Source organism: Thiohalobacter thiocyanaticus (assembly GCF_003932505.1).
GTDB classification, from domain to species: Bacteria; Pseudomonadota; Gammaproteobacteria; order Thiohalobacterales; family Thiohalobacteraceae; genus Thiohalobacter; species Thiohalobacter thiocyanaticus.
This window is the reverse complement of sequence record NZ_QZMU01000001.1, coordinates 300,782-313,878: the sequence shown is the minus strand read 5'-3', so window position 1 is coordinate 313,878 and position 13,097 is coordinate 300,782. Positions and strand designations below refer to the sequence as shown.

Here is a 13,097-nt window from a genome sequence, read left to right as displayed (position 1 = left end):
TATATTGTATTCAATAATTCAATTGAATAATATGCTCAGGATAACGCCGGTTCCGGCCGGATGCAATAGCGAGAGGATAAGACCATGGCGGGCGAGAGCTGGATTCTGGCTCATGAGGCGCAGATACGTCTCGGGTTCTTCGTCGGTGTGTTCGTGCTGATGGCGGTCTGGGAGATCCTGGCCCCGCGGCGCGGTCTGCTGCACCGCAAATCGGTGCGCTGGTCCAACAACCTGGGGCTGGTGGTGCTCAACACGGTGCTGCTGCGGCTGGTGTTCCCGGCCGCGGCCGTGGGCATGGCGGCCTTCGCCCAGTCGCAGGACTGGGGCATCTTCAATTATCTGGACGTTCCCTTCTGGCTGGCGGTACTGGTCTCGGTGATTGCGCTGGATTTCTTCATCTGGCTGCAGCACGTGATGGTGCACGCCATTCCGGCACTGTGGCGGCTGCACCGGGTGCATCATGCCGATCTGGACTACGACGTGACCACCGGCCTGCGTTTCCATCCGCTGGAGATCCTGCTGTCCATGGTGATCAAGTTCGCCGTGATCGTCGTGCTCGGGCCGCCGATCCTGGGCGTGATCCTGTTCGAGGTGCTGCTCAACGCCACCTCCATGTTCAACCACGGCAATGTGCGCATACCGTCGGGGCTGGACCGGGTGCTGCGCTGGTTCGTGGTCACGCCGGACATGCACCGGGTACATCACTCGGTCGAGGACGACGAGACCAACAGCAACTTCGGCTTCAACCTGCCCTGGTGGGACCGGCTGCTGGGCACCTACCGCGACCAGCCGCGCGCCGGCCACGAGGGCATGACCATCGGCATCCGCACCTTCCGTGAGGAGAGCTGGTGCAGCTGGCTGCCGGGGCTGCTGAGCATCCCCTTCAGCCGCGGTACCGCCGGTTACGCCATCAACCGGCGCAAGTGGGGTGAGTCCGAATGAACAAGACCCTCGGTCGTATTCTGCTGCTGACCCTGCTGGCCGCGGGCATCGCCCTGGCGGTGATCTACCGCGACCGCTTCGACGTGGCCGCGCTGGATGCCTGGCTCAGCGAGGCCGGGCCGGTCGCGCCGCTGCTGTTCATGGCCTTGTATGCCGTGGCGGCGGTGCTGTTCCTGCCCGGTTCGGTGATGACGCTCGCCGGCGGCGCCCTGTTCGGACCGGTGCTGGGTACCTTCTACAATCTCACCGGCGCGACCCTGGGCGCGCTGCTGGCCTTCCTGGTGGCGCGCTATCTGGCCGCGGACTGGGTGGCCCAGCGCACCGGCGGCCGACTCAAGCAGCTGATCCAGGGCGTGGAGACCGAGGGCTGGCGCTTCGTCGCCTTCACCCGGCTGGTGCCGCTGTTCCCCTTCAACCTGCTCAACTACGCTCTGGGCCTGACCCGCATCCCGCTGCTGCACTACCTGCTCGCCACCTATATATGCATGCTGCCCGGTGCGCTGGCCTACACCTATCTCGGCTACGCCGGGCGCGAGGCGGTGGCCGGCGGCGAGGGCCTGATCCAGAAGGGGCTGCTGGCGCTGGCGCTGCTGGCGGTGGTGGCCTTCCTGCCGCGGCTGATCGCCATTGTCCGCAAGGGCAGACTGCTGCAGACCCATGAGCTCAAGCGCCGGCTGGATGCCGGAGAGGATCTGCTGCTGCTGGACGTGCGCAAGCCGGAGGACTACCACGGCGAGCTGGGCCACATCCCGGGGGCGGTGAACATTCCGCTCGAGGAACTGGAGCAGCGGCTGGGCGAACTCGGCGATTATCAGGAACGCCCAGTGGCGACCGTGTGCCGCACCGACCGCATGTCGGCCGCCGCAGCCCGGCTGCTCGCGCAGCAGGGATTTGCCGATGTGCATGTGGTGCGCAAGGGCATGGTGGGCTGGAACGAGCAGGGCTATCCTGTGGAGCAGTGAAGGGTGGGCACTTTCCTGGCCACTCTCTGTCCAACGCGAAAGCCACACATAACCCCCAGGGAGCCTGACGGCATGCACGCCACTCTGCCATTGTTGCGCGAAACCGATTTTCCGACCATCCGCCGCGGCCAACTGCATACTTTGCAGGTCAACCTCGGCTACAAGTGCAATCAGAGCTGCCTGCATTGCCACGTCAATGCCGGGCCCACGCGCAAGGAGATGATGGACGGCGCCACTCTGCAGACCGTCGTGGCCTTCCTGCAGGCGAGCGGCGTGCGGCAGCTGGATCTGACCGGCGGCGCGCCCGAACTGCATCCCCGTTTCCGCGAACTGGTCAGCGCGGCACGCGCACTGGGTGTGGAGGTCGTCGACCGCTGCAACCTCACCATCCTGGAGGAACCCGGGCAGGAGGGCCTGGCCGAATTCCTCGCCGAGCACAGGGTCGGGATCATCGCCTCGCTGCCCTGCTATCTGGAGGAGAATGTCGAAAGCCAGCGCGGCACAGGCGTGTACGCGGCCAGCATCCGCGGTCTGCAACGGCTGAATGCCCTGGGCTACGGCCAGCCGGACAGCGGCCTGGAACTCCACCTGATGTACAACCCGCTGGGGCCTTATCTGCCGCCGCCTCAGGACCGGCTCGAAGCCGACTACCGGCGCGAGCTGGGCAGCCGCGAGGGTGTGGTATTCAACCGGCTGTATGCCCTGACCAACATGCCCATCGCCCGCTTCGGCAGCACCCTGGTCTCGCACGGCGGCTTCGACGACTACATGGACCTGCTCAAGTCGGCCCACTGTCCGGACAACCTGGAGACGGTCATGTGCCGCAGCCTGATCAGCGTCGACTGGCAGGGCCATATCCATGACTGCGACTTCAATCAGATGTTGGGTATCCCTCTGGGCGGAAGCCCGGCGCGTGCTGTTCACCTGTCCGAGCTGATCGATCAGGACCTGGAAGGCCGCCCCATCGCCGTGGCCGATCACTGCTACGGCTGCACGGCGGGGCAGGGCAGCAGCTGCGGCGGAGCGCTGGGTGGCTGACCGGCTGTCCATCATCATTCCGGCGCTGAATGAGGCGGCGGGGATCGGCGCGCTGCTGGCGGCGCTGCAGCCGCTGCGCACGCAGGGTCATGAACTGATCCTGGTCGATGGCGGCAGCCGCGATGCCACGGTCGAACTGGCCCGTCCGCAGGTCGACGTGCTGCTACAGAGCGCCCCGGGCCGGGCACGGCAGATGAATGCCGGCGCGCGGGCGGCGCGAGGCGATATTCTCTGGTTCGTGCACGCGGACACCGGGCTCGACGCCGGGCATGCCGGGGTGCTGCTGCGGTCACTGGAAGACAATCCGGGGCGGGCCTGGGGCCGTTTTGACGTGCGCATCACCGGCAATTCGCCCCTGCTGGGCATGGTGGCCCGACTGATGAACCTGCGTTCGCGGCTGAGCGGCATCGCCACCGGCGATCAGGGCATCTTTGTGCGGCGCGCGGCGTTCATGGAAATCGGCGGTTACCCCGATCAGCCACTGATGGAGGATATTGAGTTCAGCAAATCCCTGAAGCACCTCTCCCCGCCGCTGTGCCTGCGCCAGTGCATCGAGACCTCCGGCCGGCGCTGGGAGCAGGGCGGGGTGGTCCGCACCGTTGTGCTGATGTGGGGCCTGCGCCTGGGTTATTTCCTGGGCCTGGCGCCCGAGCGCCTGGCCCGGCTTTATAATTGAATGCAGGTAATAGTCCTTTAGTGGATTTCGTGGGTTTCGTGGCCAATCAGACAAGTCGTCCGTAATGAGTCGTACAGCCAAATATCCAGGTGCCCGCCTGCTCCTGTTCGCGCGCAGCCCGGTGCGGGGCCAGGTTAAGCGCCGCCTGGCGGCCGGAGTGGGCGAACAGGCGGCCTATGACATTCATTGTGCCATGACTGCGTACATGGCCCGCATGGTGGGCGAGGCGGCGCTGATGCCGGCCCGCCTGTATGCCTGGCCCGATGCCGGCTCACCCTGGCTGCGGGATCTGGCGCAGCACCATGCCCTGCGGTTGGAAGCCCAGCAGGGCGTGGATCTGGGTGAACGCATGTTCAACGCCCTGGTCGAACAACTGCGTGACAGCGACTTCGCCATCCTGATCGGCAGTGACTGCCCGAGCATCGAACCGGCGTATATGGAGGCCGCTGCCGCGCGTCTGCAGGCCGGCGTACCCTGGGTGTTCGGGCCGGCCGAGGACGGCGGCTATGTCCTGGTCGGCACGCGGCTGGCCACGCCAGAGCCTTTCCAGGCAATCGACTGGGGCACGGCGGCGGTGATGGAACAGACCCGTGAGCGCTGCCGGGCTGCCGGGCTGGCATGGGAAGAACTGGATACATTGTATGATGTCGATACCCGTGAGGATTGGGTACGGTTTCAGAATGATTATCCCGGTATCAGCGGCCAATTGATGCAATATGTATCAAGCCGTCATTCCGGCGCAGGCCGGAATCCAGAAACCACTGAGGTCAATGGATTCCGGCCTGCGCCGGAATGACGGGAAAACCTTCAGATACCCCATGAGATTCGAGTTACCGAACAGGAGCAGTGGCCATGAGCGAACAGCGATCCGATGATATCCGCAGCACCGTGCGCAGCAGTTATGCCGCTGTGGCCGAGGCCAGCGAGGCCGGCGGCTGCTGCGGGGTGGAGGCGAGTTGCTGCGGCGTGTCCGACGATGCCGCCATCAACACCCTGATCTCGACCCGGCTGGGCTACAGCGAGGCCGACCTGGACAGCGTGCCGGAAGGCGCGGACATGGGGCTGGGCTGCGGCAATCCGCGCGCCATCGCCGGCCTGCAGCCGGGCGAGACGGTGCTGGACCTGGGCAGCGGCGGCGGTTTCGACGCCTTCCTCGCCGCGGCCGAGGTCGGTGCCTCCGGCCGGGTGATCGGCGTGGACATGACGCCCGAGATGCTGGCCAAGGCGCGCGCCAATGCCCGCAAGGGCAACTACACCCAGGTCGAATTCCGGTTGGGCGAGATCGAACACCTGCCGGTGAGTGATGCCAGTGTGGATGTGATCATCTCCAACTGTGTGATCAACCTCTCACCGGACAAGACGCAGGTCTTTCGCGAGGCCTTCCGGGTACTGAAGCCGGGCGGCCGCCTGGCCATCTCCGATGTGGTGGCCAGTGTCGAGCTGCCGGAGGCGATGCGGCAGAATCTGCAGCTGCATTCGGCCTGCGTCTCCGGCGCCTCCACCGTTGCCGAGCTGACCGGGGTACTGGAGGCGGCGGGCTTTGCCGACATCCGCATCGAGCCGAAGGACGAATCCCGCGAGTTCATCCGCGACTGGGTGCCGGAGAGCAGTGTCGAGGATTATGTGCTGTCCGCGACCATTGAGGCCGTCAAGCCGATCTGAAATTTCTGCCTGATTCGTTGTTGTGATGCCCGGCGACTTGAATATCCGGCAGTGATCCCCATCTGAAGGGCATGGATCAACCATTACCGGGATATCCTCATGCCTGAATCCCTGCATATCGTCTGTCCGAACTGCCAGGCTGTGAACCGCATTCCCGCCGCCCGCCTGGGCGAGGGACCCAGATGCGGCAAGTGTCACCAATTCCTGTTCACCGGCACGCCGGTCGAACTGGACGCAGCCGGATTCGACAAACATGTCTCCCGCAGCGATATCCCGCTGCTGGTCGATTTCTGGGCACCCTGGTGCGGCCCCTGCAAGATGATGGCGCCGCAGTTCGCTCAGGCCGCGCGTCAGCTTGAACCCCGGGTGCGTCTGGCCAAGGTCGATACCGAAGCCGAGCAGTCACTGGGCGCGCGCTTCGGCATCCGTAGCATTCCCACCCTGGCCCTGTTCGCCCATGGTCGTGAGCTGGCCCGCCAGCCCGGCGCCATGGGGGCGAACGACATTCTCCGCTGGGTCAGGCAGCAACTGCCCCTTTAGTAGCAGCCTTGCGTCCGGCCAGCGTTGTGTTTCAATAGGGAACAGGGGTCAACCTCCTGATCTGCCGGCCGTTACAGGGAAAGACGAGCCCTTGCCCGAAGACTGATATCGGGGTTGCAATTCAGGCTTTTTTTATTGAATTTCAACACTGTTACTGCTCAGGACGGGCGGCTCGCCGGATCCCGGGCCCAGCGATCGGCAGCGCATGCAGACACCGCTCACAGACCAGCGACGATTCAGCCGCAGCCGCAGCGCCCTGCGGGTGACCTTCTATTATGCCCTGTTCGGCATCGCCTGGATCCTGTTCAGCGACTGGGCCGTCCGGCTGATGGCGGTGAATGCGGACATGCTGCACAGCCTGCAGAACGCCAAGGGACTGGCCTATGTCGGGCTGTCCGCGCTGCTGATCCTTGCCTTGATTCGACATGAGAATCGCAACACTGTCCGCGCCACGCAGGCCCTGGCGGAGGAGCGCGAGCGTCTCGCCGGCATCCTTGAGGGGATCCGGGTCGGGACCTGGGAATGGCACATCCCGAGCGGCAGGACCGTGTTCAACGAACGCTGGGCCGAGATGATCGGTTATGACCTGGCCGAGCTTACTCCCACCACCATCCAGACCTGGGAACGGCTGGTCCATCCCGAGGATCTGCCCAAGGCGCTGTCGGTCCTGCAGCAACATCTGAATGGCGAGCAGGATTTCTATGATGTCGAGTTCCGCATGCGCCATCGGGACGGCCATTGGATCTGGGTGCACGACCGGGGCCGGGTACTGGAGTGGACCGGGACCGGGGAACCGGTGCGCATGCTGGGGACGCATACGGACATCAGCCAGCGCAAGCGCAACGAGGCCGAGATCGCTCATACCAACCGCCTGTACGCCACCCTGAGCGAGACCAACCAGGCGATCGTGCGTTTCACCGATCAGGACGCGCTGCTTCAACATGTGTGCGAGATTGCGGTGAAGTACGGCGGCTTCCGGCTGGCCTGGATCGGCCTGCCCGATGCCGACGGCTGGCTGCAGGTGGCCGCCGCCAGCGGAAAAACGGACTATCTCGGTGATCTGCTGGTGTCGATCGACCCGACCAGGCCCGAGGGCGGCGGTCCCAGCGGCCGCGCTTTCCGCGAAGGCCGGCGCCGGATCAATAATGACTTCAGTCACAACGAAGACGCCCGGCCCTGGCACAAGCGGGCCGCGCAGGTGGGGTTCGGGGCCTCGGCGGCTTTCCCGCTGGTCAGCGAGGGCAAGGTTTTCGGCGTGTTCAACATCTACGCCGACACCCCGGGCTATTTCCAGGAACGTGAGATCACGCTGCTCGAAGAGATGGCCGCCGATATCGGCTTCGGGGTCGAGAATCACCGTCGCAGGTACCGCCAGATCCGCAGTGAGGCGCGTTTCCATGCCATCGCCAACGGCTTCCCCGATGCCATTGTGCTGGCGGATGTCGAACGGCGGATCGAGTGGATCAACCCGGGTTTCGAACAGACCTTCGGCTACCGGCTGGAAGAGATTAAGGGCGAGAGCACCCGTATCCTGTATGCCGGTGAGGCCGATTTCAGCGAGCAGGGCCGGCTTCATTACAGCCGCTACGCCACACCGGCGAACAGCCCCTACGAGGTCATCTACCGCAGGCGCGACGGTGGGGAATTCGTCGGCGAGACCATCGGTACGCCGCTGAAGGACGAGAATGGTGAGCTGCTCGGTTACGTCGCCGTGATCCGCGATATCACCGAGCGGCGCCGTACCGAGGAGCAACTGCGCATTGCCGCCGCCGCCTTCGAGGTCGAGAACGGCATCATGATCACGGATCACACGCTGCGTATCGAGAAGGTCAATCGTGCCTTCAGCCGCATTACCGGCTATGACGCCGTAGAGGTGGTGGGACACACCCCGGATATCCTCAGGTCGGATCGCCACAGTGCGCGTTTCTACGAACGGATGTGGCAGGAGATCCGGGATAACGGCTACTGGCAGGGCGAGATCTGGAACCGCAAGAAGGACGGCGAAATCTATCCCGAATGGCTCAGCATCAGTGTGATACGCGACACGGCGGGCGAGGTGACGCACTATATCGGGTCCTTTACCGATATTTCCGATCGCAAGGCGGCCGAGCAGCGCATTCATCAGCTCGCCTTCTACGATCCACTGACCCAGCTCGCCAACCGGCGCCTGTTCATTGACCGGCTCGAACACGCCCGGGTGACCAGCGAACGCGCGCATCAGCATGGTGCGATCCTGATGCTGGACCTGGATCACTTCAAGCTGCTCAACGACACCCAGGGCCACCATGCCGGCGACGAGCTGCTGATCGAGGTCGGCCGGCGGATCCGGCGCCAGGTGCGGGATTCCGATACCGTGGCCCGCCTGGGCGGCGACGAGTTCGTGGTGCTGCTGGAGGCGCTGTCCCAGGACAGGGACCAGGCGGCCGGTTATGTCAACGAGATCGCGGTCAAGATCCACGAAAGCCTGATCCAGCCCTACAGCCTGAGCGGCAGCAATGACTACCGCATCACCCCGAGCCTCGGGGTGACCCTGTTCCAGGGACGGACGACGAGCATGGAGGAACTGCTCAAGCAGGCCGACGTGGCCCTGTATGAAGGTAAGTCGGCCGGGCGCAACACCATCCGCTTCTTCAACCCCGACATGCAGCGCAAGGTCGATCAGCGCGCCAGCATGGAGACGGCGCTGGCCCGCGCTCTGGATCAGGGTGAGTTCCAGCTCCACTATCAGCCACAGATCAATCGTGACGGCGAACTGCTGGGCGCCGAGGTGCTGCTGCGCTGGATTCCGGAAGAAGGTGGGCCGGTCTCGCCGGCCGAGTTCATTCCGCTGGCCGAGGATACCGGACTGATCGTGCCCATCGGCTACTGGGTGCTGGAAACCGCCTGCCAGCAGCTGTCCCTGTGGCAGCGGCAGCATCCGGACCGGGATTTAAGCATGGCGGTCAATATCAGCGCCCGGCAGTTCCACCAGCATGATTTCATCCGCCGCCTGCAGGACATCATCGAACGCAGCGGCGCGGACCCGCGGGGACTCAAGCTGGAACTCACCGAATCGGTGGTGCTGGATGACATCGCCGGCGTGATCGAGAAGATCGAGGGCCTGCGCCAGCTCGGCCTGGGCTTCTCGATGGACGATTTCGGCACCGGCTATTCCTCCCTGTCCTACCTCAAGCGGCTGCCGCTGGACCAGCTCAAGATCGACACCTCCTTCGTGCGCGACCTGGCGCATTCGGCCAACGATCTGGCCATCGTGCGCGCCATTATCGCCATGGGGCATTCGCTCAACCTGCACGTCATCGCCGAGGGCGTGGAGACCGCCGAGCAGAAGGTTTATCTGGAACGTTATGGTTGTGATGCCTACCAGGGCTACCTGTTCGGCCGGCCGATGCCCGCGCCCGAGTTCGAGGCGGGATTCATCACGGCGCCGGCCGCGCAAACGCCGTTCCGCCAGCGCTGACGCCGGACGGGATTCGCTATCTTTAAGGCGCGGGCTCGTTTATAATCCTGCCATCTCGCGCCATCCGGTCGGCGCAGCGTCTCGCGGCCGTCTCCCTCCCTGAAAGACTCATCCCCGAACACTCGATACATCAATCTCCGCCTTGACCGGCCCCATGCACGCCACGGGGAGGGCTGGACCAGGAGTCTCTATGTCTTTTGAAAACCTCGGTCTCAGGGCCGAACTCATGCGTGCGGTCAGTGCCGAGGGCTATACCTGCCCGACGCCGATCCAGAATCAGGCGGTTCCGGTCATCCTCGCCGGCCGGGATGTGCTGGCCGGTGCCCAGACCGGCACCGGCAAGACCGCCGCCTTTACCCTGCCCATGCTGCAGCTGCTCAGCGACCGTCCCCGCCGGGGCCGGGCGCCGCGGGCGCTGGTGCTGACGCCGACCCGCGAGCTGGCCGCCCAGGTGGGGGAAAGCGTGGCGACCTACGGCAGCCATCTGCCGCTGCGTTCGACCATCGTCTTCGGCGGCGTGGGTATCAACCCGCAGAAGGACGCGCTGCGCAGCGGCGTGGACATTCTCATCGCCACCCCCGGCCGGTTGCTGGACCATGCCGGACAGGGCACAGTGGATCTGTCCGCCGTCGAGATCCTGGTGCTGGACGAGGCCGACCGCATGCTGGACATGGGCTTCATCCACGACATCCGCAAGGTGCTGAAGCTTCTGCCCGCCAGGCGCCAGAACCTGCTGTTCTCGGCGACCTACTCCAACGACATCAAGTCCCTGGCCGACAAGCTTCTGCACGAGCCGGCCCTGATCGAGGTGGCGCGCCGCAACACCGCCGCGGAGAACGTCAGTCAGCATGTGTACCGGGTGGAGAAAGAAGCCAAGCGCGATCTGCTGATCCATCTGATCGACGCCGGCCAGTGGTACCAGGTGCTGGTGTTCAACCGCACCAAGCACGGTTCCAACCGCCTGGCCGAGCAGCTCAACCGGGCGGGCATCGAGGCTGCCGCCATCCACGGGAACAAGAGTCAGGGGGCCCGCACCCGGGCGCTGGCCGGCTTCAAGGATGGCAGTGTACGGGTACTGGTGGCGACCGATATCGCCGCCCGCGGTCTGGATATCGACCGGCTGCCGCACGTGGTCAACTATGAACTGCCGAATGTGCCCGAGGATTATGTGCACCGCATCGGCCGTACCGGGCGGGCCGGTGAGGCGGGCGCGGCCCTGTCGCTGGTCAGTGATGACGAACTCAAGCTGCTCAAGGATATCCAGCGCGTACTGAAGAAGGATATCCCGGTCATGCCGGTACCGGCCTTTGAACCCAGGCTGCTCAAATCCGCTCCTGAATCGAAGCCCAATCCCAAACCGAAGGCCGGCCGCGGCAGGCAACCGGCGCCCGGCAACAAGCCGCGTGCGGCCCGGACCGGCAAGACGGGCGGGGGCGAAGCGCCGGCCGGCCAGCGTCGGCAGCGTTCACGCGGCCGTTCCTCCCGTCCTGCCGGCAGTGCCCGCTGACGGCAGCCAAGGCCGCTGCGCGGCCGGCTGAGGTCCCGTTTTCCTTTCCGCACGTATCAGGCCGGGCAGGGCGGCCTCGGGTGTGTTCAGTGTCAGATTTCTGTAATATTCGGGCCTGTCCCGGATGACGGAGGTGACATGAAAGCAGCAACCAAGGTCGCGGCCATCCGCAGTCCCGAATACTTCCGGCTGACAGCCGGTCTGATCTTCATGATCGGCGTGTTCGCCTTCGGTGTCTGGCACGCCGGATACATTCCGGATCTGGGCGGCCAGGGCCTGCTGCTGCTGGTATCCTCGGCCATCGTCGGTGCCTACATGGCCATGAACATCGGCGCCAACGACGTGGCCAACAACATGGGCCCGGCGGTGGGTTCGAAGGCCGTGACCCTGGGCTGGGCGATCGTGATCGCGGCCGTGTTCGAGGCCCTGGGCGCGATCATCGCCGGCGGCGAGGTGGTCAGTACCATCAAGGGCGGCATCATCGACCCGGCCCAGATCGCCCAGGTGTCCGATTTCGCCTGGCTGATGCTCGCCGCCCTGCTGGGCGCGGCCCTGTGGCTGAACCTGGCCACCGCCCTGGGCGCGCCCGTCTCCACCACCCATTCCATCATCGGCGCGGTCATGGGCGCCGGCGTGGCGGCCGGCGGCTGGGACCTGGTCAACTGGGCGACCATCGGCAAGATCGTGGCCAGCTGGGTCGTCTCGCCGCTGATGGGCGGGGTGATCGCCGCGGCCCTCCTGTATTTCATCAAACGCAGCATCACCTACCGGCGTGAAATGAGTCTGGCCGCAGGGCGCATCATGCCCTGGCTGGTGGCCCTCATGGCCTGGGCCTTCACCACCTTCATGCTGATCAAGGGGCTGGGTGCGATCCTGCGCCTGCCCATCGGACAGGCCATGGGCGTCGGGCTGGGCGTGGCCGTCGTGGTGTTCGCCCTGATCCGCGCGCCGCTGCGCCGGGCGGCCTCGGCCGGCAGCAATGACAAGAAGGCCGTCAACCTGCTGTTCACCTGGCCGCTGGTGTTTGCCGCCGCCCTGCTGAGCTTCGCCCACGGGGCGAACGACGTGGCCAACGCCATCGGCCCGCTGGCGGCCATCTATGAAACCATCCGCACCGGCGAGGTGGCGGGCAAGGCGCCGGCGCCGCTGTGGATCCTGGTGCTGGGCGCGCTGGGCCTGGCCACGGGACTGGCGCTGTACGGCTCCAAACTGATCCGCACAGTGGGCAAGGAGATCACCGAACTGGACCGCATGCGCGCCTTTGCCATCGCACTGTCCGCGACCCTGACCGTCATTGTCGCCGCCCAGCTCGGCATGCCGGTCTCCACCACCCATGTCACCATCGGCGCCCTGTTCGGGGTGGGCTTCCTGCGCGAGTACCTCAAGACCAACTACGCCAAGATGGAGAAGATCATCCATGCCGGCCACAAGGGCAGTGATCTGGCCGCGGTCGAGGCCTACATGAAGGCTTTCGAGATGGCGCCGGTGACGGAGAAGCGGGTGATGCTGGCGGAGATGAAACGCCGTGCCAAGGCCCATGATCCCGACGCCCTGGTGTTCGCCAAGAAGGAACGCAAAGCGATGAAGAAGGCCTACAAGAGCGAGCTGGTGAAGCGCTCCATGGTGCTGCGCATCGTCGCCGCCTGGGTCATCACCGTGCCGGCCACCGCAGTGCTGGCCGGCCTGCTGTTCAAGCTCACCACCTGGTGGAATCCGGGGCTCTAGCCGGGCCGCCCCGATGCTTCAGCCCGGCAAAGGCATCAGTCCCGCAGCCGGCTGAACACATAGTCGTGCTCGCGCTGCGAGGTATGGCACTGGAAGCAGGCCTTGTTGGCCTCCTTGCCGACCACCGGCCGCGTGCGATCGCCTTCGGCGAATCCCTCGAAACCCCAGCCGCCGGTGTCGGCGTAGCGCTCGCTGTCCTTGTGCATCACCCCCAGTACCTTGCGTGACCCTTCGGTGACCGCGTTGCCGCCATGCTCGGCCTCGAGCAGGTCGAACACGATGACCGCCCCGTCCGGGAAGCTGCCGGCCCGATACCCCTCCAACGCCGCGTCATTGGCGTACAGGTGATGGATGCCGCCGAAGGCCTCGTACAGGTCATGGCCTTCCTCGATCACCATGCTCTTGACGTGGCGCCAGTCGCGATAGTCCTCCGGGTAGGGCACGCCATCATCCCCGGCCAGGGCGGGGCCTGAACTCATTCCTGCCAGGATGGCCACAGAAAATGCGGTACGGATCATAACGAATCCTCCTTTCTATATCGATAAAACAATTGGATATATTACTTTCTTAATCTTGACTATATGAATC

Annotated in this window: 11 protein-coding genes; 10 read left to right on the top strand and 1 reads right to left on the bottom strand. The window is 65.0% G+C overall.

The window, feature by feature from the left end; all coding sequences use genetic code 11:
- Window positions 1-84 precede the first annotated feature (84 nt).
- The 10 genes from D6C00_RS01505 to D6C00_RS01460 all read left to right on the top strand — a co-directional run bounded on the left by D6C00_RS01505 (window position 85) and on the right by D6C00_RS01460 (window position 12,509).
- Window positions 85-942: a sterol desaturase family protein gene (locus D6C00_RS01505; RefSeq protein WP_125179996.1), complete on the top strand. Its 858-nt coding sequence runs from the start codon at window positions 85-87 to the stop codon at window positions 940-942.
- A complete protein-coding gene (locus D6C00_RS01500; protein ID WP_125179995.1) occupies window positions 939-1,904 on the top strand; it encodes a VTT domain-containing protein in 966 nt (321 codons plus the stop codon). Before D6C00_RS01505 ends, D6C00_RS01500 begins: the two co-directional genes overlap by 4 nt.
- 72 nt (window positions 1,905-1,976) lie before the next feature.
- Complete coding sequence (gene arsS, locus D6C00_RS01495; RefSeq protein WP_125179994.1) at window positions 1,977-2,942, top strand: arsenosugar biosynthesis radical SAM (seleno)protein ArsS; 966 nt, start codon at window positions 1,977-1,979, stop codon at window positions 2,940-2,942.
- On the top strand, window positions 2,935-3,618 hold the full coding sequence (locus tag D6C00_RS01490) for a TIGR04283 family arsenosugar biosynthesis glycosyltransferase (protein ID WP_125179993.1): 684 nt from the start codon (window positions 2,935-2,937) through the stop codon (window positions 3,616-3,618). Before arsS ends, D6C00_RS01490 begins: the two co-directional genes overlap by 8 nt.
- Before the next feature lie 64 nt (window positions 3,619-3,682).
- Window positions 3,683-4,414 (top strand): TIGR04282 family arsenosugar biosynthesis glycosyltransferase, encoded by a 732-nt coding sequence (locus tag D6C00_RS01485; RefSeq protein WP_125179992.1) that lies wholly within the window; start codon window positions 3,683-3,685, stop codon window positions 4,412-4,414.
- A gap of 56 nt (window positions 4,415-4,470) precedes the next feature.
- Window positions 4,471-5,280 carry an arsenite methyltransferase gene (locus D6C00_RS01480; RefSeq protein WP_125179991.1) on the top strand — a complete coding sequence of 270 codons (810 nt, stop codon included), beginning with the start codon at window positions 4,471-4,473 and terminating at the stop codon, window positions 5,278-5,280.
- 99 nt (window positions 5,281-5,379) lie between these two features.
- Window positions 5,380-5,820, top strand: coding sequence for a thioredoxin TrxC (trxC, locus tag D6C00_RS01475; RefSeq protein ID WP_125179990.1), 441 nt, complete (start codon window positions 5,380-5,382; stop codon window positions 5,818-5,820).
- Window positions 5,821-6,025: 205 nt separating this feature from the next.
- The gene (locus tag D6C00_RS01470; protein WP_125179989.1) at window positions 6,026-9,277 is read left to right on the top strand and encodes an EAL domain-containing protein; all 3,252 of its coding nucleotides are present in this window, start codon (window positions 6,026-6,028) and stop codon (window positions 9,275-9,277) included.
- A 190-nt stretch (window positions 9,278-9,467) separates the two neighbouring features.
- Window positions 9,468-10,784, top strand: coding sequence for a DEAD/DEAH box helicase (locus tag D6C00_RS01465; protein ID WP_125179988.1), 1,317 nt, complete (start codon window positions 9,468-9,470; stop codon window positions 10,782-10,784).
- Between the two features lie 138 nt (window positions 10,785-10,922).
- Window positions 10,923-12,509: an inorganic phosphate transporter gene (locus D6C00_RS01460; protein ID WP_125179987.1), complete on the top strand. Its 1,587-nt coding sequence runs from the start codon at window positions 10,923-10,925 to the stop codon at window positions 12,507-12,509.
- Window positions 12,510-12,544: 35 nt separating this feature from the next.
- On the opposite strand, the gene D6C00_RS01455 is transcribed toward D6C00_RS01460, so the two are convergent.
- A complete protein-coding gene (locus D6C00_RS01455) occupies window positions 12,545-13,027 on the bottom strand; it encodes a cytochrome P460 family protein (protein WP_125179986.1) in 483 nt (160 codons plus the stop codon).
- Window positions 13,028-13,097 lie beyond the last annotated feature (70 nt).